This window comes from Stenotrophomonas maltophilia (assembly GCF_025642255.1).
In the GTDB taxonomy this organism is placed as follows: domain Bacteria; phylum Pseudomonadota; class Gammaproteobacteria; order Xanthomonadales; family Xanthomonadaceae; genus Stenotrophomonas; species Stenotrophomonas maltophilia_P.
In genome coordinates this window covers 1,765,006-1,786,930 of sequence record NZ_CP106759.1, presented here as the reverse complement: position 1 = coordinate 1,786,930, position 21,925 = coordinate 1,765,006, and the positions used below count along the sequence as shown (strand labels likewise).

General features: G+C 67.0%; 17 protein-coding genes. 2 read left to right on the top strand and 15 right to left on the bottom strand.

Translation table 11 applies throughout. The features are described from left to right. Positions 1–299: 299 nt before the first annotated feature. A complete protein-coding gene (locus tag N8888_RS08345; RefSeq protein WP_263178073.1) occupies positions 300–3,374 on the top strand; it encodes a TonB-dependent receptor in 3,075 nt (1,024 codons plus the stop codon). A gap of 157 nt (positions 3,375–3,531) precedes the next feature. After that, positions 3,532–3,726, top strand: coding sequence for a heavy-metal-associated domain-containing protein (locus N8888_RS08340; RefSeq protein WP_053516712.1), 195 nt, complete (start codon positions 3,532–3,534; stop codon positions 3,724–3,726). 88 nt (positions 3,727–3,814) lie between these two features. Here the strand turns inward: N8888_RS08340 and cueR are convergent, their stop codons facing one another. The 15 genes from cueR to hisG form a co-directional block, all read right to left on the bottom strand. Further along, positions 3,815–4,252: a Cu(I)-responsive transcriptional regulator gene (gene cueR / locus N8888_RS08335; RefSeq protein WP_065182695.1), complete on the bottom strand. Its 438-nt coding sequence runs from the start codon at positions 4,250–4,252 to the stop codon at positions 3,815–3,817. Between the two features lie 13 nt (positions 4,253–4,265). Further along, on the bottom strand, positions 4,266–6,764 hold the full coding sequence (locus tag N8888_RS08330) for a heavy metal translocating P-type ATPase (protein WP_263178072.1): 2,499 nt from the start codon (positions 6,762–6,764) through the stop codon (positions 4,266–4,268). A 151-nt stretch (positions 6,765–6,915) separates the two neighbouring features. Next, the gene (locus N8888_RS08325; RefSeq protein WP_263178071.1) at positions 6,916–9,873 is read right to left on the bottom strand and encodes a TonB-dependent receptor plug domain-containing protein; all 2,958 of its coding nucleotides are present in this window, start codon (positions 9,871–9,873) and stop codon (positions 6,916–6,918) included. 295 nt (positions 9,874–10,168) lie between these two features. Then, on the bottom strand, positions 10,169–10,909 hold the full coding sequence (locus N8888_RS08320; RefSeq protein WP_111186557.1) for a copper homeostasis protein CutC: 741 nt from the start codon (positions 10,907–10,909) through the stop codon (positions 10,169–10,171). Continuing rightward, positions 10,906–11,904 carry a glycosylasparaginase gene (locus N8888_RS08315; protein ID WP_263178070.1) on the bottom strand — a complete coding sequence of 333 codons (999 nt, stop codon included), beginning with the start codon at positions 11,902–11,904 and terminating at the stop codon, positions 10,906–10,908. Before N8888_RS08315 ends, N8888_RS08320 begins: the two co-directional genes overlap by 4 nt. A 50-nt stretch (positions 11,905–11,954) precedes the next feature. Continuing rightward, a complete protein-coding gene (locus N8888_RS08310) occupies positions 11,955–12,977 on the bottom strand; it encodes a glucokinase (RefSeq protein ID WP_053516768.1) in 1,023 nt (340 codons plus the stop codon). 157 nt (positions 12,978–13,134) lie between these two features. Continuing rightward, positions 13,135–14,724, bottom strand: coding sequence for a calcineurin-like phosphoesterase C-terminal domain-containing protein (locus N8888_RS08305; protein ID WP_263178069.1), 1,590 nt, complete (start codon positions 14,722–14,724; stop codon positions 13,135–13,137). A gap of 124 nt (positions 14,725–14,848) precedes the next feature. Then, positions 14,849–15,469, bottom strand: a complete 621-nt coding sequence (hisIE, locus tag N8888_RS08300; protein ID WP_111186556.1) for a bifunctional phosphoribosyl-AMP cyclohydrolase/phosphoribosyl-ATP diphosphatase HisIE — start codon at positions 15,467–15,469, stop codon at positions 14,849–14,851. Then, positions 15,459–16,235 (bottom strand): imidazole glycerol phosphate synthase subunit HisF, encoded by a 777-nt coding sequence (hisF, locus tag N8888_RS08295; RefSeq protein WP_053516721.1) that lies wholly within the window; start codon positions 16,233–16,235, stop codon positions 15,459–15,461. Before hisF ends, hisIE begins: the two co-directional genes overlap by 11 nt. Beyond that, complete coding sequence (gene hisA / locus N8888_RS08290) at positions 16,229–16,963, bottom strand: 1-(5-phosphoribosyl)-5-[(5-phosphoribosylamino)methylideneamino]imidazole-4-carboxamide isomerase (RefSeq protein WP_053516723.1); 735 nt, start codon at positions 16,961–16,963, stop codon at positions 16,229–16,231. The genes hisF and hisA overlap by 7 nt, the downstream gene beginning before the upstream one ends. Beyond that, positions 16,960–17,562 (bottom strand): imidazole glycerol phosphate synthase subunit HisH, encoded by a 603-nt coding sequence (gene hisH / locus N8888_RS08285; RefSeq protein WP_053516724.1) that lies wholly within the window; start codon positions 17,560–17,562, stop codon positions 16,960–16,962. The genes hisA and hisH overlap by 4 nt, the downstream gene beginning before the upstream one ends. Continuing rightward, positions 17,559–18,632: a bifunctional histidinol-phosphatase/imidazoleglycerol-phosphate dehydratase HisB gene (gene hisB / locus N8888_RS08280; RefSeq protein WP_262218452.1), complete on the bottom strand. Its 1,074-nt coding sequence runs from the start codon at positions 18,630–18,632 to the stop codon at positions 17,559–17,561. The genes hisH and hisB overlap by 4 nt, the downstream gene beginning before the upstream one ends. Beyond that, positions 18,629–19,723 carry a histidinol-phosphate transaminase gene (gene hisC / locus N8888_RS08275; protein ID WP_263178068.1) on the bottom strand — a complete coding sequence of 365 codons (1,095 nt, stop codon included), beginning with the start codon at positions 19,721–19,723 and terminating at the stop codon, positions 18,629–18,631. Before hisC ends, hisB begins: the two co-directional genes overlap by 4 nt. Next, entirely contained in the window at positions 19,720–21,015 is a 1,296-nt protein-coding gene (gene hisD, locus N8888_RS08270) for a histidinol dehydrogenase (protein ID WP_065175580.1), read from the bottom strand. The genes hisC and hisD overlap by 4 nt, the downstream gene beginning before the upstream one ends. Further along, positions 21,012–21,923 carry an ATP phosphoribosyltransferase gene (hisG, locus tag N8888_RS08265; protein WP_263178067.1) on the bottom strand — a complete coding sequence of 304 codons (912 nt, stop codon included), beginning with the start codon at positions 21,921–21,923 and terminating at the stop codon, positions 21,012–21,014. Before hisG ends, hisD begins: the two co-directional genes overlap by 4 nt. Between the last annotated feature and the right edge of the window lie 2 nt (positions 21,924–21,925).

Genomic DNA, 21,925 nt, shown 5'->3' with positions numbered 1-21,925 from the left:
AAACGTTTCCAGCCGATTCAGAAAAACGTCATGCCCCCGCCACGGCAATACCATATTGCGCAGCAGCATGCGCCGACGGGCAACCCATGCTAAAAAACGCCCGCCCATCGCTTAGATCGATCCAAGACGACGTTGCGGTGGCCGGGAGTTTGGGGAAGCAGCGACAGGACGGGCCGGCACAGACACAGGATGCAGTTGCAACTGCGTAGCGACCGCACCGGCATCACCACAGATTAGATCGATTCAAGTCATCCGCACCACGTCACACGTCAGCGGATCAATCCAGGAGAGAGGGAGAGATGGGAATGAGTCACTCAAAACGCATGCATGGCCAGGACGCACTGTCGCTGGCCATCGCGCTGGCATTGGCCGCTGCCGTCCTGCCGGCGGGCGCCGCGGCGCAGCAGGCCACCACCGGCACGCCCGATGCCACCACCCTGGACAGCGTCCAGGTCACCGGCTACCGCTACGCCATCGAAAAGAGCCTTGAGCAGAAGCGCGACGCCAACGCCGTGGTCGAAGTAATCACGGCCGAAGACGTCGGCAAGTTCCCCGACAAGAACGTGGCCGACGCGCTGCAGCGCGTACCGGGCGTGGTCATCACCCGCGACGGCGGCGAAGGCAAGACGGTCAGCGTGCGCGGCCTCGCTGCAGACCTGACGCTGACCCAGTTGAACGGCAACTACGTCGCCACCTCCGAGACCAACGACGAGGCGACCCGCTCTTTCAACTACACCCTTCTGCCGTCCAACATGCTGTCCAGCGCCGAGCTGTTCAAATCGCCGGAAGCGCGCATCGATGAAGGCGGCATCGGCGGCACGGTCATCCTGCACACCCGGCGCCCTCTGGACATGGAGTCCAACTCGGGCTTCGTCACCCTTGAAGGCACCTCGTCAGACACCAGTCACGACATCGATCCGCAGGCCTCCGCACTGTACTCGTGGCACAGCAAGGACGAGCGTTTCGGCGTGCTGGTCGGCGTGACCCAGCAGAAACGCACCAGCCGCACCATGGAAGTCACCACCGAGAACTATCAGTGGTACGGCACCGATACCGATGCGCGCGACGTGCATGGCAACCCCATGCTGCAGGACGGCATCGAGTACTGGTGGGGCAACTCCGGCTTCAACAACCAGAACGGTCGCAACTACACCGACTTCTTCATGCCGACATCGGTCAATTTCGCGGTGAAGGAGGAAACGCGCCAGCGCAAGGGCGGGCAGCTGACCTTCCAGTTCAAGCCGGTCGACAACGTGACCATGACGGCCAACTACTTCCGCTTCGAGCTGGAGGGCAACTACGCCCAGCACATGCTGAAGGTGCCGGAGTGGAGCATGGCCCGCTTCAATGGTGACGGCAACTGGGCCGGCGGCCGCATGCTCAACGGGCTGGACTTCGATCCCAGCGGCACCGTCGTCACCGGCGCGCAGTTCGAGAAGCTGGCCGGCAAGACCTATTACTGCAATGAAGCCGAGGCCGAAGCGGCCGGGCTCGAGCCGGGGGGCTGGGGCCCCGATGACTGCACCATTCCGACCCCGCAGCTCACCGGCGGCTACAGCCGCGAAAAGGCGCTCTCGCAGACCGCCGACCTCAGCATCGACTGGGATATCAGCCCGCTGTGGAAGGCGTCGTTCACCGGCGGCCGTACCTGGTCCGAAGGCGGCCCCTCGATGAACTTCCGCATGTCAGCCAAACCGCGTCGGCAGACCAATGGCGTGTGGGAATCGTCCAGCAGCACCTCCTGGGACCTGACCGGCACGCCGTCGGGCACCTTCGCACCCGACCTGCAGCAGCAGCTCATGGCCGGCATCGCCGAGATCGACACCGGTTCGACCGACTCGTCCTGGAAGCAGACCGAGATCAAGCAGAACTATTTCCAGGCCGATGTCACCAAGCTGTTCGAATCCGGCTGGCTGGACTCGATCCAGTTCGGTGCCAAGTATCGTGACGGCACGGTGCACCGCAACACCGGCAATACCTACTGGGTGTGCCAGGGCCGAGACCCGTCGGACTACGACAACAACCGCTACCAGAGCGGCTGCGACCCTACGGCCAATATCGCCCAGCCCGGCTTCTTCCTGTCCAACCCGATCAGCAACATCCCCGGCGGCTTCAATACCAACGTGTTCCCGGGCATCAACTATCCGGCCTACATCGATTACCTGAACAAGACCTACGGCGGTTCGCACAACCGTGTCGAGGACGACTTCATCTACAACGTCAACGAGAAGATCTACTCGGGCTACTTCCAGGCCAACTTCCGCACCGAGCGGGTGCGCGGCAACGTGGGCGTGCGCGTGGTGCGCACCAAGCAGCTGGCGCAGTCCACCGATTCGATCGAGCGTTTCGACGACTACTTCCTCGACAACGCCGCAGGCGCACCGATGGCGTGCTCCGACCCGGCCGCGGCGGCCTACCCGAACTACAGCTGCGAGAGCGGTTTCGTGCGCCTGCCCTACAACTTGGCACAGAGCAAGAGTTTCGAGCTGCTGGGCGTGGACCGCACCTACACCGACGTCCTGCCGAGCTTCAACATCGCCTGGGACATCACCGATACCCTGCTGCTGCGCGGCGCCGCCTCGAAGGTCATCGCACGCCCCGGCTACACCGAGATCGGCGCTCCGGGCAGCCTGCGCTACTACAGCGAGGAGTACGTCAACGACCGCCGCGTGGCCGGCGGTGCACCGACCCCGGGCTGGACCGGCGACGGCAGCAACAAGCAGCTTGAACCCTTCGAGGCCACCCAGTTCGACCTCGGCCTGGAGTGGTACTTCCAGCCGGGCGCGGTGGCCGGCGTGGGCCTGTTCCGCAAGAACGTGGACAACTTCACCGTGCCTGTCGTGCGCGACATGCAGATGCAGGTCGGTGGCGAAACCGTGACCGTGCAGGACTACGAGACCCGTGCCAACGGCCAGGACGGTGTGTCGCAGGGCGTGGAGCTGTACGGCCAGTACACCTTCGATTTCGGCGTCGGCGTGCAGGCGAACTACACCTACAACGACACCAACCTGGCCTCGATCGTGCTGGATGGGCAGAACATCGGCTCGTCGCCGCTGGTCGGCAGCGCCAAGAACCAGGCCAACGTGACGGTGTTCTACGAGAACGACAAGTTCCTTGCCCGCGCCTCGTACAACCGTCGCGGCCAGGTGGTCGGCGGACTGAACAACGGCATGACGGTCTACACCGAGCCGTACGACCAGCTTGATCTCAACGTGGCCTACAACCTCACCCCGGAGTGGACCCTGACCGCGTCGGTGATCAACGCCACCAAGTCCGAGCAGCGCGTGCATCTGGGCAATGACACCAAGGCCCGCCTGATCTCCAATACCTACGCGGGCCGCCAGCTGTACTTCGGCGCGACCTGGAAGTTCTAAGGCAGTCGCCCCGCCCGGCGCGGGGACATTCCTCCACGGCAGCCACGCTGGTACAGGTGGCTGCCGTTTTTCATGGGCACCGCGGAGGCATCACTTGACCCTGCCATCGTTGGAAGGTGCACACTGGCTGCATTCCCCGGAACCGAAGGAGCTACAGATGGACTTCCATGTTGACGGCATGACCTGCGGCGGATGCGCGCGCAGCGTGACCCGCGCGATCCAGAGCGTTGATCCGCAGGCACGCGTGGTCGCCGATCCGCCGACAGGCCGCGTGCAGGTGCAGACCACGGCCAGCGAAGCGGAGATCTTCGCCGCTGTGAAGGACGCAGGCTTCCCGCCGCGCACCGCCTGATCGCCCGGCTCCGGGCGATGCTCACGTCCTTCTGAAGGAGCTACAGCACTCCCGCCGCGCAGGTGCGAAGACCCCTGCGCCCCGCGGCTCAGCTCCGGCGCGCCTGCCGCCGCGCCGCGACTGGCTCCGCGCCTTCCTCGCCCTCCTCCAGCCGCTGCAGGATCGGGCACTCCGGCCGCTCGTCGCCCGCACAGCAGCTGATCAGCGACTTCAGCGTATCGGCCATCTGCCGCATGTGGTCGATGCGCTGCTCGAGATCATCGATGTGCTGCTCGGCCAGGCGCTTGACGTCGGCGCTGTGGCGCGAGGTATCGTTCCACAGGCCCAGCAGATCCGTGATCTCCGCGACCGAGAATCCCAGGTCCCGCGCGCGGCGTATGAACCGCAGTCGATGCACGTCGGCGTGCGAATAGGCCCGGTAGCCGGATGCCGTACGGTCGGCAGCAGGAATCAGCCCGATCTGCTCGTAGTAGCGGATCATCTTCGCCGAAACGCTCGATGCCTTCGCGGCCTCACCGATGTTCAAGACAGTCTCCTTTTCAGTGGCTGGGGCTGGCGGCGTCGGCCATCGGCGCCCGGAAGCGACGCAGGCGCAGTGCATTGCCCAGCACGAACACGCTGGACAGCGCCATCGCACCGGCAGCGAATACCGGCGACAGCAGGATGCCGAAGGCCGGATACAGCACGCCGGCAGCCACCGGAATCAGCGCGGTGTTGTAGGCGAAGGCCCAGAACAGATTCTGCCGGATGTTGCCAAGGGTGGCCCTGGACAGCGCGATGGCATTGGGCACGCCCAGCAGACTGCCGGACATCAGCACCACATCGGCCGATTCCACCGCCACATCGGTACCGGTGCCGATGGCCAGGCCCACATCCGCCTCCGCCAGCGCCGGCGCATCGTTGATGCCGTCGCCGACGAAGGCGACGTGACCATGCGCAGCCTTGAGGCGTCGCACCGCCTCCACCTTGCCTTCGGGCAGCACTTCGGCCACGACCTCGTCGATGCCCAGCTGGCGTGCGATCGCCTGTGCGGTGCGCGCATTGTCGCCGGTGATCATCGCCACCTTCAGTCCCAGCGCATGCAGTGCGGTGATGGCGGCCGGCGTGCTCGTCCTGATCGGGTCGGACACTGCGATCACCGCTGCCAGCCGGCCATCGAAGGCGGCGTACAGCGGCGACTTGCCTTCACCTCCCAGACGCTGCACCAGCGCGGCAACGCCACCGATATCAACGCCCTGCGTTCGCATGAACCGGTCGGCCCCGACTTCAATGCGGCTTCCCTGCACGATCGCACGCACCCCCATGCCGGTGACCGATTCGAACTCCTGCAGGGCCGGCACGGAGATGCCCTCCTCCTCGGCGGCCATCACGATCGCGCGTGCGATCGGATGCTCCGAGCGCGATTCAACAGCCGCGACCGCGCCCAGCACCGCCGCTCGCGCAAAACCGTTGCTCAGTTCCAGATCGGTCAATCGCGGGCGGCCCTCGGTCAGGGTTCCGGTCTTGTCCACCGCCACCACCCGCGCATCCTTCAGCAACTGCAGTGCCTCGCCCTTGCGGAACAGCACGCCCATCTCCGCGCCCCGCCCGGTGCCGACCATGATCGAGGTCGGCGTTGCCAGCCCCATCGCACAGGGGCACGCAATGATCAGCACGGCCACGGCATTGACCAGGGCGAAGGTAAGCGCCGGGGACGGCCCGAGCAGCAGCCACGCCACGAAGGTGGCCAACGCGGCCAGCATCACCGCAGGCACGAACCACAGCGTGACCCTGTCGACCACGGCCTGGATCGGCAGTTTCGACCCCTGTGCCTGTTCAACCAGGCGGATGATCTGCGCAAGCACGGTCTGCGCACCTACCGCCGTGGCACGCACGGTCAGTGCTCCCTGCTGGTTGACCGTACCACCGATCACGGCCGCGCCCGATGCCTTTTCAACCGGAACCGGCTCACCGCTGATCATCGACTCATCGACGAAGCTGCGCCCCTCGACCACCTCGCCATCCACCGGGACGCGTTCGCCAGGACGTATTTCCACGAGGTCGTCACTGACCACCTCGCCCACCGGGACGTCGACCACCCGACCATCGCGTACTACGTGGGCGACCTTGGCCTGGAGCTTGATCAGCCGCTTGATGGCTTCCGACGTACGGCCCTTGGCACGCGCCTCGAGAAAGCGGCCCAGCAGGATCAGCGCGACGATCACCGCCGCAGCTTCGTAATAGACGTTCACCGTGCCGGGCGGCAGCAGCCGCGGTGCGAAGGTCGCGATCACCGAGTAGCCGAACGCCGCCGCGGTGCCCACCGCGACCAGCGAGTTCATGTCCGGTGCCAAACGCAGCAGTGCCGGAATGCCCTTCTGGTAGAAGCGCCGGCCGGGAATCACCAGAACCAGCGTGGTCAGCACGAACTGCACATACCAGCTGGCCTGCAACCCGATGGTCGACATCACCCAGTGGTGCATGCCCGGGATCAGATGCGATCCCATTTCCAGTACGAACACCGGCAGGGCCAGCACGCTGGCCAGTATCAGCGCGTGTTTGAGTTCAGCACGCTCGGCGTCCTTCTTCTCCCCGCCGTCATCGGCCTGCGCGCTGCCATCGAGAAGACGAGCGCCGTAGCCCGCCCTGTCGATCGCCGCCAGCAGCGCCTCCACGTCTGCTGCGCCGCGAACGGTGGCACGCTCGGTGGCCAGGTTGACGCTCGCCGCGCTCACGCCCGGCACGGCCAGCAGTGCGCGTTCGACCCGGCCCACGCAGGACGCGCAGGTCATGCCCTCCACGGCCAGCTCCACGGTCGTGGCCGCAACCTCATAGCCGACCTTGTGCACCGCCTGGATCAAGGCGGCGCGGTCCACCGGCCCCGACGGACGGATATCGGCACGTTCCGTGGCCAGGTTCACCGAGACGCTGCCGACCCCCTCCACCTTGGCCAGCGCGGCCTCGACCCGGCCTACGCAGCTCGCGCAGGTCATGCCTTCGATGGGCAGGCTGATCGGATCAGGCACGGAAGCGGCGGTGGTGGCGTGCGACAGGCTCATGACTGGATTCCCGGGTTCCTTCTGGACCGGAACAGGCTAAACCTTGCCATCGTGGGAAGGTCAAATCCAGCCTGTCATGTCCGGCGGCCCAGCGGTCAGTTCATCCGCGGGGCATGGACCCACCGGTCGAGGGTGGATCCATGGCGCGGGCTCAGAACGTGAACACGTATTCCAGCGCGAACTCGCGGCCGACCGCACCGAGCAACCGGGTCGGCGCGAAATCGTAGTCCAGCTTGTAGGGATCCTTGTGGTTCCAGCTGGCCGAGTTGAAGACGTTGTTGACGTACACATTGACCTTGGCGCGTTCAGTCACCTGATAGCCCACATTGACGTTCCAGGTGATGAACGGTCCAACCCGGCCGTAGTAGCGCGCCGTGCGCTGGCCGGCGTTCGGATTCGGATTCGGCGAACCGTCGGGACGCGTGGCAGGTTCCAGGCAGTCCAGCGAAGGACTGTCGCTGGGTGCGTAGCCATCGGAGAACGGCAGGCAGCCGCCGGGATTGTCCAGGCGGTCGGTGCCCCAGTGGTAACGCACGCCCGGCACCGAGCCGATGCGGTCGGCGTACACATTCGCGTTCCAGTGACCACGCTGCCAGGCCAGGCTCGCTCGCAGCTTGCTGCGCAGGTCGCGGTCACGGCGCTGCGGATTCGGATCCGCGGCATAGCGCTGCTCCTTGGTCGACAGCTGGTTGGTGTAGTTCACGCCGAACTGGAAGCTTCCCCATGCTGCGCTGTCCCACCGGTAACGCGCGGTCAGGTCGATACCGCGGACCTCCCGGCTGGCCAGGTTGAACGGCCCCCGCTCGATCGACACCAGGCGGCCATTGCTGTCGCGGTTCACGCGCGCGAGGATGCCGGCGCAGTAGTCCGCACCGGCCGGATTGGCCCACGGCGTGCCGTCGATGTTCAGGCCCGTGCGGCAGCCCGCTTCGCTGGCCAGCACCTCGTCGGCGCCGACATCGACGATCATGTCCTCCAGCTTGATCGCCCAGTAGTCGGCACTGATCGAAAGATTGGACATCACATCCCAGACGAATCCGACCGTCCATGAATCCCCCGTTTCCGAGCGCAGCAGCGGAGTACCGCGACGATTCACGTCGAACGTGTACCAGACATCGGTATTGCCCACTCCACAGTTGTTGACCAGATAGGCACCGCTTTCGATGCAACGCAGGCGGTCATAGGTCTGCACCTCGGAACTGCTGGGCTGCCCCAGCAGGTAGTGCATGTCAGGCGCGTGGAAGCTGGTGGCGTAGGAACCGCGTACCAGCAGCGACTCCACCGGCCGCCATTCCAGACCGACATTCCAGGTGGTCTCCTTCTGGCTGCCGATGTCCAGCGCCTCTGCATTGGCGTCGGCCTTGTAACTGCCGTAACGGTCATAGCGTGCCGCCGCGGTGGCGATCACGCTGTCCAGCAGTGGAATCTTGAACTCCACGCCCGCCGAGTAGCGCGTGCGCTCGCCGCCACCGCGATCAACGTTCTGCAGGTCGAAATCGATGCCGGCGCGAGGGTCGGGAGCGAGGTGATATCCCTGTTGCGCCACCTCGGCCACCGCCGCGAACGAAACAGGCCCCGCCCAGCCCTGGAACAACTCACCGGTGATGTCCGCCGACGCCTGGTTGACCCAGGAAGACGCACGGTTCTTCGCCACCGTACCCATCTGCCAGTACTGGTCCGGCGTGAGCGGGTTCCACCAGCGTGCTTCGTCCAGTGCGTAGATCGCTTCACCATCCGCCGTCGTACCCAGGCGCGGGCCGAGGAAGAAGTCATAGGACTTCTGCTCGTCCACTACATTCTGCCGCTCTTCCACGCGGTAGTAGGAACGGCCGATGGTGGCACTCCAGTCGAAGCGGTCCGCCAGGCGCCCGCGCAGGCCTGCACTCCAGTCCCAGGACAGCTCCCGGTTGGTGTTGCGAAGGGTGTCCAGGCCGCCCACTTCGTTGGGCGTGAACTGGCGCACGCCCAGGATCGCGCGGTTGCGGTTGGCATCCCAGTAGTAGCCGTTGTCATCATCGATGAGCGTCACGCTGGGCGGATTGGTCCCCCAGATCGCCTCCGACCGGTACACCGCCAGGTTGGTCCAGCCCTGCAGGTCGCTGTCGAAATCGAACGTGGCATACAGATTGCCGGACACATTCTCGGCACCACCGGTCAGCAGCCAGTTGGCATAGTCGGCCGTCATGCCACACAACTGCCCGGTATTGGTGATCGTATCGGTGTTGTAGTTGTAGACCAGTCGATCGGCGGTGTAGTACTCGCCGTCGAACTTCTCGCAGGTGCCGGTCGGCGGCGCCAGTCGCTGGCCGGTACCCGGGTCGATCAGGGCCAGGCCGGCGGTAGGACGGAAACCGACCTTGCGCTGTTCCATGTTCCAGGAAGGGCGCGGCGCATCATCGGCATCATCCATCTGCGGCCGGTCACGGCCGAACAGCGGATCGCGCTTGGCGTACTGCAGCGCGTAGGTCACGCTCCAGTTGTCTCCGGTCCTGCCACCCGCCCACGACAGATCCCAGGTATCGCGACCACCTTCAGTGGAGGTGCCGCCGCGCACGCGCACTTCGTCGCCGTCGTAGTGGGTCTTCAGGATGACGTTGACCACGCCTGCAATGGCATCCGAGCCGTAGATCGCAGAGGCGCCGCCGGTCAGGACCTCGATGCGCTCCACCGCCGCGGCGGGAATGTTGCCGTAGTTGGAGAAATTGGTCTCCCCGCCATAGGGCAACGGGTAGTCGGCCACGCGACGGCCATTGACCAGCAGCAGTGAGCGGTTGGGGCCCATCCCGCGCAGATTCAGGCCGCTGGCGTTGGGCGTGTGCGAGCCCCACTGCGACGCCGCCTCCACGGTGCCGGTGGCTTCGGTCAATGTCTTCAGCGCATCGTACACGCTGACAAAGCCTTCCTTCTGGATCTGCTGCGCGGTGATCACGTTGACGGGAGCTGGGCCTTCGACGCTGGCGCGCTTGATGCGCGAGCCAGTGACGGTGACCGCGTCGAGATCCTTGGTGGACGAGCCTGAGACTTCCTGTGCATTGGCAGCCAGCGGAAGCAGGGCCAGGACCAGGGCCTGGGACAGCAGGTGACGACGATTGCGGACGAACTGAGCCATGTGGTCGCTCTCGGAGGGTGTGGTCGCACTGATGGGTGGTGGCGCGGCACTACGGAAGATCCAGGTGCCGGGTCGGTTCAAGCCGGTTCCGGCGCCCCCCTGTGGATCGATCCAAACTAAAGCACGGCTGAACCGGAGAGAGCATTCCGCGGCGCAACACGCCGCTGCGGATCCGCTGCCATCCCCGCTTGAAAAGTCGATGAATCAGTGGCTTGCGCAGGTTGGCCGCCGCAGGCCGGAGATGAACTGATGACACGCGAGCGGCAGACCCGCGCGGAACCGACTTCGCCCGGTATCAGGACAGATCGCCGTCCAGCGCCCGCCGCAGCCCCGCCACGATTGCGGCATCGGTCTGATCCCAGTGCGGGTCCAGCCCGCGCAGTGCCGGGTTGTGGAACTGCATGGCCGAGTGCCGGCGGCTCTTGGCCGACGCGTGCAGCTCAACGCAGCCGCTGTGCCGCGCCACCGCAGCGATGTTGGCCGGGTTCAGGCCAGCACCCGCCATCACGCTGATGCGCCCCGCCGCCCGGGCGACCAGGCCTTCCAGCACGTCGACACCGGCAACCGCGCTGGCCTGTCCGCCAGACGTCAATACACGGCTGCACCCCAGAGCGATCACCTGCTCCAACGCCGCCGGAAGGTCACGCGCGGCGTCGAAGGCACGGTGGAACGTCACCTGCAGCGGACCCGCCGCCTGGATGAGCACGCGGCACAGGGGCAGATCGATATCGCCCTGCCGGTCCAACGCACCGATCACCACGCCATCGCAGCCCAGCGCACGGCACTGTGCGATATCGCGCAGCATCAGCTCGGCCTCCAGGGCGTCGTAGTGGAAATCGCCCGGCCGCGGCCGCACCAGCACGAACAGCGGAATCGACAGGCGTTCGCGGGCCATGGCGATGCTGGCGAACGACGGTGTGGTGCCGCCCTCGGCAAGGTTGTCGAACAGTTCGATGCGGTCGGCACCACCGGCCTGCGCGGCCAACGCCGAAGCCAGCGAGTTGCTGGCGATCTCCAGGGTGAGCCGCGTGCTCACGCCTGTGTGCTCGTGTAGATCGACGGTGAATCGCGCAGGTCGTCCTGGCGCTGCGCATCGCAGACGGCATAGACGAAACCGCGATGCAGCGCATAGGCGCCCACCTCGCCCTGCTTGTTCATGGCCAGGAAGCACACCTGCAGGGTCCTGCTTGCCTCGGGACGCTTGCGTACCACGCGGTCGATCGCCTCACGGCAGGCCTGGGCGGGCGTTCGACCCTGGCGCATCAGCTCGACCACCAGGAACGAGGCCGCATTGCGGATCATCTCTTCGCCCACGCCCGATGCGGTGGCGGCACCGACCTCGTTGTCGACGTACAGGCCGGCGCCGATGATCGGACTGTCGCCGACCCGGCCGTGCAGTTTCCAGGCCATGCCGCTGGTGGTGCAGGCACCGGCGAGATGGCCCCGGGCATCCAGCGCCAGCATGCCGATGGTGTCGTGGTTGTCGCTGTTGCCGGGAAGGCCACGTCGCTCGGCGTTGATCTGGGGCTGGTACTTCTCGGTCTTCAACCACTCGCGCCAGGCCGCTTCGGCCTGCGGCGTCAGCAGACGCCTGCGCTCGAAGCCCTGCTGCACGGCGAACTGCTGCGCCCCTTCACCCACCAGCAACACGTGCGGGCTGTTTTCCATCACTTTGCGGGCCACCGACACCGGGTGCGGGATGTCGACCAGCGCGGCCACCGCACCGCAGCGGCCATCTCCGTCCATGATGCTCGCGTCCAGGCTCAGCACGCCCTCCCGATCCGGATTGCCGCAATGGCCCACGGTGGGATTGCACAGCTCGCTCTCGGCCCAGCGTGCGCCGGCCTCCACTGCGTCCAGGGCACTGCCGCCCTGCGCCAGGACCTTCCATGCCGCCTGGTTGGCCGGCACACCGAAGTCCCAGGTCGAGACCACCTTCGCTCCGCCCTGCACACGTGCCTGTACGCCCGGCAGGGCGGCCATGCCTGCCGCCAGCGCTCCGGCCTGCAGGAACTGCCTGCGATCCACCATGTTGCCTCCCAGTCTGCAACGTGTCGCCGGCCCGATGCCGGCAGCACCGATCAATCGTGTACGGGGTACCGCGCCGCATGCCAGACGGCGGCGCCCAGCACGCCCAGTTGGCCGTGTTCGACCCGCCATACCGGCACCTGCCGCAGCACGTCGGCCAGCACGCCCTTGTTGAGGAAGCGCTCGCGGAAGCGGCCATCGGCGAGGAAATCCTGCACGTGGGTGGAAATGCCGCCCGCCAGGTACACCGAGCGGGCCCCCACGGCGATGGCGGCATCGCCGGCCAGGCTGCCCAGCCAGGCGCAGAACACCTGCAGCGTCTCCACTGCAAGTGCGTCTTCGCCGCTGCGTGCGGCGCCGATCAGCGCTTCGGTGCTGGACCACACCGGAGTGACGCCACGCAGCTCGCACAGGCACGGATACAGATTCATCAGACCGCTGCCGGACAGCACACGCTCGTTGTCCACATGTGGCCACCGCTGCAGCAGCCTGCCCAGCACCTCCAGCTCCAGCGCGTTGCCGGCCCCCAGGGCAGCGTGGCCGATCTCGCTGGGCAGCACCGGACGCCCGCCATCGGCGAAGCGCAGCGCCGCGCCCAGGCCGGTACCGGCCCCCAGCACCAGCGCCGGGAATGCCATCGCCGGGTCGGCATCGCCGTTCAATGGAACCAGGGTGTCGGCCTGCAGGTAGGGAATGGCCAGTGCCACCGCCTCGAAATCATTGATGAGCTGCAGATCGTCCAGACCGGACTGTGCGCGGGTGGCGGACAACGACACCGTCCACGGCAGATTGGCGTTGATCAGCACATCGCCATCGAGCAGGCCGGCGATGGCGACCACCGCCGACCGCACCGGCAGTGCGAGGCTCCGGGTGAAGTCGGCCAGAATCGCCGCCAGGCTGGAATGATCGGCACACGCGTAGGTGCGATGACTGCCCAGCCGTGGCGCCTGTCCCGGCAGCGTTTCAGCCAGCGCCAGGCGGGCAAAGGTACCGCCGACATCGGCGACGACCAGGCTTCGCGGAAGACCGCCGCGGGAGGAGTCGGTGGAAACCGGGGGCACTGCTGCGATGGTCACTCTGGCCTGCTTGAATCGATTGAATCGCACCGATTCTCAGGCATCAGGGTCGCTTTGCCTAGCGCGGCGCCGCGCCGGCATGCCGACCCTGCCATGGCCTTGTCCGCAGCGCCCGGGTGGCGGCAGCCCGGACGCAGCGCGCAGCGGCACCTGCGGATCAGGGCTCTGCGGTCTGCAGACTATAACGGGTGGTGGCGGTGAATACCGCACCATCCGGCTGGGTCGAACGCACGTCGATCCTGTGGTCGCCCACGGCCAGGTGGGTGGGCAGCGCGCCGCGCCACAGATGCGGCGAAGCGGTGGCCTCCGGCGAGCGATCGTAACCGCGCAGCACGCTGGACAGGTCGTCCGCCGCGTTCTCCACCAGCAGCCGCGGGTCGGGCTGGCGGACCTGCTTCATCGGCTGCCATGCCCCACCGTCCACGCGGTACTCGACCACGCTCGCGTCCTCACCCATGTACACGTTGGCGTACACGCCCCACGCCGGATACGCGCCCTGGCGCAGCACCTTCGGCGCATGCAGGCCGATCTGTTCGCTGGCTGGCGCGCCGGCCACGCGATACTGCAGGCGATAGCTGCCGTTGCCAGCCACATCCAGCAACGCGTAGCCCTTTGGCGTGCCGTCGCTCATGGTGCTGTCCGGCACACCGGCAGCATCCTTCACACCGGACCAGAACGCGCCGCAGTTGGCACCGACGTTGTACTCGTGCAGCGGTTTCTCGCCGTGCCAGCCCTCGGCCTTGCCATGGTAGACATGCTGCTGGGTGTGGCTGTGGCCGCTCAGGACCAGCACGTTGCGGAAGTCCTTCAGCAGGTCGAACAGGCGCTGCCGGTCGGCGTGCCGGAAGCTCTCACGACCCGGCGCTGCATCGAACAGCGGAATGTGCATGCCCAGCACCAGCAGGCGGTCGCGATGCAGACCCTTGAGGTAGGCGGCAAGGAACGCGAACTGTTCCTCGCGCAGGCCACCGACGTAGCTCGGCCTCGCCTTCGGGTCGTACACCACATCATCGAGGAACACGAAGCTGGCACCGCCCTCCTCCACAGCGTACGTGTCCGGGCCGTAGACGTTGCGCCAGCTGTCCAGCGAATGCTCGTCAACGGCGGCATCGAAATCGAGATCGTGATTGCCCGGCACATGGAACCACGGCACGCCCAGCTGCGTGGTGACCTTGTTGATGGCCGGATACAGCGTCAGGTCATCATTGACGATATCGCCGAGCGTCGTGCCAAGCCGCGCCCGGGTCTGGCCGACCAGCGGCGCCACGATGGACTGCTGGTAGTAGCCGATGTCCTTGAGGCTCGCGGTCTGTGAATCAGTGAACACCAGCATCTGGAAACCACGCCGGTTGTCATGACGATCCGTCTGCAGCGCGAAGTCCCAGTTGCGGGTGGCATCGCCGGTTGCGGCGATGCCACCGTACTTCAGTGCAGGCGAGCCGTTGGGCTGGAAATGACGCCAGAACGACGGCAGCCCGTCGCTCGCCTTCGGGAACGCGTACGCATCCGGCTTGATCACGAACACCGTCTGGCCCTCGCGCACGGGCAGGCTGTAGCTGCCATCGGCTGCGGTCTTCACGATGCGCTCGCCGTTGGACACCTGCACCCCGGCCAGGCCCGGGTCGGTCGCACCACGGCCGGGCCTGCCGTCGCGTTCCAGGTAGACCTTGCCGCTGACAACCGCATCCGCAGCCCAGGCCGGCGAGGTCAGCAACAGGCAGCACAGCCACGCAGCGGGCGATTTCATGGGCAATCCGGCAAAGAAGAGGACTGCCTATTGTAGAGCGGAGCCATGGCTGTCTGCCGCGCGGATGCAGCCGGGCCGGCGCCGGCGCCGAAAGCGCGTGCGGACCGCAGGCCACATGCAGCCATCAACGATGGCGCGTTTCCAGCACCCGGCGCGCGTCGTCAAGCGACAGGCCGCGTGCGCGCAGCAGCACCAGCAGGTGGTACAGCAGGTCCGAAGCCTCGCCCAGCAGCGCCGCGTCATCCTGTGCGACTGCGGCCAGAGCGGTTTCCACGCCCTCCTCGCCCACCTTCTGCGCGATACGGCGGATGCCGTCCTCGAACAGGCGGGTGGTGTAACTGCCGGGTGGACGCTGTGCTTCACGCGTGGCCACCAGTTGCCCCAGCCCGCCCAGGAAATCCTTCGGCGCCTGGTCGAAGCAGCTCTCCGCACCGGTGTGGCAGGTCGGTCCTGCCGGGCGGGCCAGCACCAGCAGCGTATCGGCATCGCAGTCCACGCTGATGGACTGCACCACGAGCACGTTGCCGGACTGCTCGCCCTTGGTCCACAGGCGCTGCCTGCTGCGGCTGTAGAAGGTCATGTGCCCGACGGCAAGCGTCGCGGCCAGCGACTCCGCGCTGACGTAACCCAGCATCAGCACCTGCAGGGTATCGGCGTCCTGCACCACCGCGGGCAGCAGGCCGTCCCCCTTGCTCCAGTCCAGCCCCTGCAGGGCCTCCAGCGACGGTCGCACCTCAATAGACATCCCGTACCTCGATCTGCTGTTCGCGCAGGTAGCGCTTCAGGTCTGCAATGGCGATGGCGCCGCTGTGGAACACGCTGGCGGCCAGCGCACCATCCACGTCGGCGCGGTCGAAGGCCTCGGCGAAATGCTCCATCGTGCCCGCACCGCCCGACGCGATCAGCGGCACCTGGCACAACGCACGCGCCTGCTGCAGCTGGGCCACATCGTAGCCGCGGCGCACCCCATCGCTGTCCATGCAGTTCAGCACGATCTCGCCTGCGCCGCGGCGCTGTGCCTCGACGATCCAATCCAGCGTCCGTATGGGTACCGCCCGGGTCTTGTCCGGGTCGCCGCTGAAGCGGCGCACCCGCCATTCGCCATCGGCCTCGCGCACCGAGTCGACGCCGACCACCACGCACTGCACGCCGAACTCGGCAGCCAGCTCGTCGATCAGTGCGGGACGGCCCAGTGCCGGCGAATTGATCGAGATCTTGTCGGCACCGGCAAACAGCACCCGCCGTGCGGTTTCCACGCTGTCGATGCCACCGGCTACGCAGAACGGGATATCGATCAGCCGCGCGATGCGCTCGACCCAGGCCACATCGACCGAACGCGCCTCGGGGCTGGCGCCGATGTCGTAGAACACCAGCTCATCGGCCCCCTGGTCGCGGTAACGCTGCGCCAGCTCGGCGATATCCCCCATGTCCACGTGGTCACGGAAGCGCACCCCCTTGACCACCCGTCCTTCGCGCACGTCCAGGCAGGGAATGATGCGGCGACTCAGCATGCCAGCGCCTCCGCCAGGTCCATGCGCTGTTCCAGCAGCGCCTTGCCAAGGATGGCGCCGCCACAGCCGGCAGCACGCGCATCGGCCACGTCGGCCACATCGCGGATGCCACCGGAGGCCTGCACCTGCACGCCCGGCAGCAGCGACACCAGGTGCTGGTACAGGCCGATGTTCGGCCCGGCCAGCATGCCGTCGCGGGCGATATCGGTACACAACAGGTGGCGCATGCCCGCCCGTGCATACCGCAGCGCAAGGTCATCCAGGGTCACGCCCGCGTTCTCGGTCCAGCCATGCACCGGCAACTGCCACTGGCCCTGAGGGTCCTGGCGTGCATCCAGCGCGATGGTGATGTGATCGGCACCGAACGCCTGCAGCCAGCCGACCACTTCATCGGGCCTGCGCACTGCCAGCGACCCTACCACCACCCGGCTCGCGCCCGCATCGAGAATGCGCGCCACATCATCACGCCCACGCACACCGCCGCCGGTCTGCACCTGCAACGTCGTCTGCGTGCGAACTGCCGCCAGCAGCGGGGCCAGCGTGTAGCCACCGGCACGCGCTGCGTCCAGATCGACCAGGTGCATCCAACGCGCGCCCTGCGCGGCGAATGCCTGCGCGCGCGGCAGGGGATCGTCGCCGTAGTGCGTTTCCTGCGCGTAATCGCCCTGCCGCAGCCGCACCACACGGCCTTCGCGGATATCCAGTGCGGGGTAGACGGTGAAACTCATGCAGCGGTGCCCTCGAGGAAGTTGCGCAACATCAGCGATCCGGTATCGCCGGAGCGTTCGGGATGGAACTGCGCACCGAAGTAGCGCCCCTGCTCCACCACGGCAGTGAACAGGCCGCCGTGATCGCAGGCGGCCACCGTATGGCTGTTCAACGGCGCTGCGTAGCTGTGCACGAAGTAAGCGCTTGCGCGATCAGGCACATCGCGCAGCAGCAGCGAGGACCGCAGTGGCAGCAGGCGGTTCCAGCCCATGTGCGGCACGCGGATGCCGCACGCCGGTACCAGCTTGCGCACCACCCCGGGAATCAGGCCGAGCGCTTCCACGCCGGCTTCTTCCGAGCGCTCGAACAGCAGCTGCATGCCCAGGCAGATGCCCATCAACGGCACCTCGATCCGTCGCAACGGCTCCACCAGTCCCTGCGCATGCAGGCGCTGCATGCCGGGCCCTGCCGCACCGACGCCGGGCAGGATCACCCGCCGTGCGCCCGCCAGCCCCTCTGCGTCGCGTACCAGCCGGACACTGGCGCCCAGCCGTTCCAACGCATAGCGTACGGAACCCAGATTGGCACCGCCGGCATCGATCAGCGCGACTTCGCTCACAGGGCCCCCTTGGTCGAGGGCAGCGCCGTGCCCTGGCGCGCCAGTGCCGGGCGCAGCGCGCGGGCCAGCGCCTTGAAGCAGGCCTCCACCTTGTGGTGGTCATTGTCACCGCGCACCTGCAGATTGAGGTTCAATCCACTTGCATCGCACAGCGAGCGGAAGAAATGCGGCACCAGTTCGGTCGGCATGTCGCCAACGCGCTCACGCTTGAACTCGCCCTCGAAGACGAAATAGGGCCGGCCACTGAGGTCCAGCGCTGCGCTGGCCAGGGTCTCGTCCATTGGCAGGGTGAACCCGTAGCGGCCGATGCCGCGCTTGTCACCCAAGGCTTCGCGCAGCGCCTGGCCCAGCGCCAGCCCGGTGTCCTCGATGGTGTGATGCTCGTCGATGTGCAGGTCGCCCTCGGCGCGGATGTCCAGCGCAAAACCACCGTGCTTGCCGATCTGTTCCAGCATGTGGTCAAAGAACGGCAACCCGGTGCGGATGTTGGCGTCACCGGCGCGATCCAGATCCAGCTCGACGCGTATCTTCGTTTCCTTCGTGTTGCGCTGGACCACGGCCGTGCGCGGCGCATCGGCCAGTGCGTGGGCGATGCCCGGCCAGTCCCAGTCACCGCCGAACTGCTCCGTGCGCAACTGGAAGCCACGGATGTTGAGGTTGTCGGCGAACTGCAGGTCGGTGATGCGGTCGCCGACCATCGCCGAGCGTGCCCAGTCGATGCTGCGGTCCTGCAGGTAGGCCGTCATCAGGCCGATGCCGGGCTTGCGGGTCGGGGCATTGTCCTGTGGCCAGCTGCAGTCGATCAGCACATCACGAAACACGATGCCCTGGCTTTCGAAGATCTGCAGCATCAGATCGTTCGGTCCATCGAAGCTGGCGCGCGGATAGCCCTCGCTGCCGAGCCCATCCTGGTTGGTGACGATGACGAACTGGTAGCCTGCATCACGCAGCTTCAGCAGTGCCGGAATCACCTGCGGCACGAAGCGCAGCTTCTCGTAGGCGTCGATCTGGAAGTCGGAAGGTTCCTCGATGAGGGTACCGTCGCGGTCGATGAACAGGATCGGGGTCATGCAACGGCCCTCCGGGCCGACAGGGCCGCAAGCACGCGGTCATTCTCTTCGGGGCTGCCGATGCTGATCCGCAGCGCATCGTCCAGCTGCGGGGCTGCACGCTGGTCGCGCACCACCACGCCGGCCGCCAGCAACGCATCGAACGCGCCCTGGGCATCGGCAAAGCGCACCAGCAGGTAGTTGCCTGCGGACGCATGGACCTGGCGTACGCCAGGCAGGCCCTGCAGCGCAGTGCGCAGGCGCTCGCGTTCGGCGATCACGGTGGCCACGCGCTCGCGTGTGCGTGCCAGCGCCGCCGGCTGCAGCGCCTGCACCGCCAGTTCCGCGCACGGCGTCGGCACCGGATACGGTGCCTGGCAGCGACGCAGCACCGCGATCAGTTCCGCTGCGGCGATCAACGTTCCGATCCGTGCGGCCGCCAGCGCATGGGCCTTTGAAAGCGTACGCAGCACTGCCACATTGGCGTGCGTGGCAAGCAGGGAGGTCGCCGAAGGACGCTGCGCGTACTCGACATAGGCTTCATCGACCACGACCAGCGCCCGACCGCGCAAGGCTTCGGCCACACGCTCGATGTCGGCCAGGGCGATATCGCTGCCGGCCGGATTGGAGGGCGCGCACAGAAACACCAGCTTCGCATTGCGTGCTCTGGCCGATTCGATCACCGCATCCAGGTCGGCGTGCAGGCCGTCGGCGGCATCGACCAGGGGCACTTCGATCAGGGGCGCGCCCTGCAGCCGTGCACAGACTGCATACATACCGAACACCGGCGGCGTGACCAGCACACCATCGCGCCCCGGCACGCACAGCGCACGCACCAGCAGGTCGATGGCTTCATCGCTGCCACGCCCGACCAGCACCTGTTGCGGCTGCACGCCGTACAGCGAAGCCAGTCCATCGCGCAACGCCTGTGGCTGGGGCTCTGGATAGCGCCGGCTGCGGCCCTCGGCGTCCGCGGGGTTGGCCCAGGCCGATTCGTTGGCGTTCAGCCAGACATCGCCCTGCACTGCCGCACTGCGCGCCGAGCTGTAACCTGCAAAGGCCTGCAGGTCGGTGCGCACCAGCGCCAGTACCTCGTCGATCCCGGCATTCATGCAGCCACCTCCATGCGCAGGGCAACGGCGCGCTCGTGCGCGTCCAGCCCTTCGGCGCTGGCAAGGGTGCGCGCGCAGCCGCCGATCGCCGCCAACCCGGCGGCGCTGGCACTCTGCACGCTGATGAAGTTCTGGAAGCTGGCCACGCTGACACCACTGTACGCACGTGCGGCGCCTGCGGTGGGCAGCACATGGTTGGTACCACTGCAGTAGTCGCCCAATGCCTCGGGGGTGTAATCACCCAGGAACACCGAGCCTGCAGCCTGCACCCGATCAAGCCAGCCGCGTGGTTCGCGCAGGGCCAGGATCAGGTGCTCAGGGGCGTAGCGGTTGCTGATCGCGAAGGCATCGGCCAGCGTGTCGACCAGGATCAGGCGCGACGCCGAAAGCGCCTGGCGGGCGATATCCTGCCGCGGCAGCAGCGCGACCTGGCGTTCCACTTCGGCCTCGACCGCGGCCAGCATCGCGGCATCATCGGTCAGCAGCAGCACCTGCGAATCGGGGCCGTGTTCGGCCTGCGACAGCAGATCGGCAGCCACAAACGCCGGATTGGCACCGGCATCGGCAATCACCAGAACTTCCGACGGCCCTGCAGGCATGTCGATCGCCGCTGCACCGTTCTGCGCGACCTGCTGCTTGGCTTCGGTGACGAAGCTGTTGCCGGGCCCGAACAGTTTGTCGCAGGCCGGAACGCTGGCGGTGCCATAGGCCATCGCAGCGATCGCCTGCGCGCCGCCCAGCTTGAAAACGCGTTGCACGCCGGTCAGCCGGGCAGCCACCAGCACCGCCGGATCGGCGCTGCCATCGGCGCGCGGGGGTGTGCACAGCACTACCTGCGGGCACCCGGCCAGCTGCGCCGGCACGCCCAGCATCAACGCCGTGGATGGCAACGGTGCGCTGCCGGCCGGCACATACAAGCCGACCCGGCCGATCGGCCGCAGCATGCGTTCACAGACCACGCCCGGCGCGGTCTCCACCGCATAGCCCTGGCCCATGCCTGCGCTGTGGAAGCGCGCGATGCGCCCGGCCGCTTCCACCATGGCCTGGCGCAGATCGCCTGGCACCGCCGCTTCGGCAGTCGCGAATTCGGCGTCAGACACTTCGAAAGACGGCAGTTGCACACCGTCAAAGCGTGCGGTGATCACACGCAGCGCCTCGTCGCCCTGCGCGCGCACCTGCGCGATCAGGGTCGCGACCGCATCGCGCGTCTGCTGGGCCACGGCCTGCACCGGGCGGGTCAGTGCCGCGCTGCGCGCAGCCTCATCAAGTTGCGACCAGATCAGACGATTCATGCCAGCGACCGCTCCACGCTCAACACCATCAGGCCCTGCGCGCCCGCACGCTCAAGCTCTTCCATGCGCTGCCAGCTCAGTGGTCCGGGGCACATGGTCTGCAGCCGCAGCGTGCCGCCGTCAGCCGGCAGGCGCTCCAGCGGCCCGGCATCGGCCAGCAGATGGGCCAGGGCATCAACACGGTCTTCGCTGGCGCGGAACATCAGCAGCTTGCGGTCCTGCTTCTGTACCACGCCATCGAGACGGCGCAGCAGCATGGCGCGCAGGCCCGCTCGAGCGTCATCGGGCACGCGCACCGCACCGGCCAGCACCGCCTCGCTGTCCAGCAGGTTGTGCACCGGCACAAGCTGGTTGGCACGCAGGGTGGCACCACTCGACACCAGATCGCAGATCAGGTCGGCCGTGCCCAGCCGTGGGGCGATCTCAACCGAACCGGACAGCTCCACCACCTGCGCGTCCACGCCCTGCTCAACCAGCCATGCCTTGAGGATGGCGGGATAGCTGGTGGCGATCCGCATGCCGGCCAGCTGCGCCGGCCCCTGCCATTGCCAGTCCTCCGGCACCGCCAGCATCAGCCGGCACTGGCCGAAACCCAGCCCCCGCAGGGCCTGATAGGCATCCGGCAGGCCGATCTGGCGACGCGCGGCGGCCTGCTCGTCCAGTTCGTTGCGACCGACGATGCCCAGGTCGCAGACACCGTCGGCAATCAGGCCAGGAATGTCGTCGTCGCGCACCAGCAGCAGGTCCACCGGCAACGATTCTCCGTAGCAGAACAGCTTGTCACGGCTTTCGCGCCAGCTCAGGCCGCAGGCACTGAGCAGGTTGCGGGCGGGCTCGGCAAGCCGCCCGCTCTTCTGGATGGCGATACGCAGCCGGTCTCGTGCCGGGGCTGCCTGGGTTGCACTCATGG

What these genes read in the sequence shown, in the direction of transcription:
- N8888_RS08345 (WP_263178073.1), top strand. Translation starts at nt 300, where the DNA reads ATGGGAATGAGTCACTCAAAACGCATGCATGGCCAGGACGCACTGTCG.
- N8888_RS08340 (WP_053516712.1), top strand. Translation starts at nt 3,532, where the DNA reads ATGGACTTCCATGTTGACGGCATGACCTGCGGCGGATGCGCGCGCAGC.
- N8888_RS08330 (WP_263178072.1), bottom strand. Translation starts at nt 6,764, where the DNA reads ATGAGCCTGTCGCACGCCACCACCGCCGCTTCCGTGCCTGATCCGATC.
- N8888_RS08325 (WP_263178071.1), bottom strand. Translation starts at nt 9,873, where the DNA reads ATGGCTCAGTTCGTCCGCAATCGTCGTCACCTGCTGTCCCAGGCCCTG.
- N8888_RS08315 (WP_263178070.1), bottom strand. Translation starts at nt 11,904, where the DNA reads ATGGTGGATCGCAGGCAGTTCCTGCAGGCCGGAGCGCTGGCGGCAGGC.
- N8888_RS08305 (WP_263178069.1), bottom strand. Translation starts at nt 14,724, where the DNA reads ATGAAATCGCCCGCTGCGTGGCTGTGCTGCCTGTTGCTGACCTCGCCG.
- hisIE (WP_111186556.1), bottom strand. Translation starts at nt 15,469, where the DNA reads ATGTCTATTGAGGTGCGACCGTCGCTGGAGGCCCTGCAGGGGCTGGAC.
- hisF (WP_053516721.1), bottom strand. Translation starts at nt 16,235, where the DNA reads ATGCTGAGTCGCCGCATCATTCCCTGCCTGGACGTGCGCGAAGGACGG.
- hisA (WP_053516723.1), bottom strand. Translation starts at nt 16,963, where the DNA reads ATGAGTTTCACCGTCTACCCCGCACTGGATATCCGCGAAGGCCGTGTG.
- hisB (WP_262218452.1), bottom strand. Translation starts at nt 18,632, where the DNA reads ATGACCCCGATCCTGTTCATCGACCGCGACGGTACCCTCATCGAGGAA.
- hisC (WP_263178068.1), bottom strand. Translation starts at nt 19,723, where the DNA reads ATGAATGCCGGGATCGACGAGGTACTGGCGCTGGTGCGCACCGACCTG.
- hisD (WP_065175580.1), bottom strand. Translation starts at nt 21,015, where the DNA reads ATGAATCGTCTGATCTGGTCGCAACTTGATGAGGCTGCGCGCAGCGCG.
- hisG (WP_263178067.1), bottom strand. Translation starts at nt 21,923, where the DNA reads ATGAGTGCAACCCAGGCAGCCCCGGCACGAGACCGGCTGCGTATCGCC.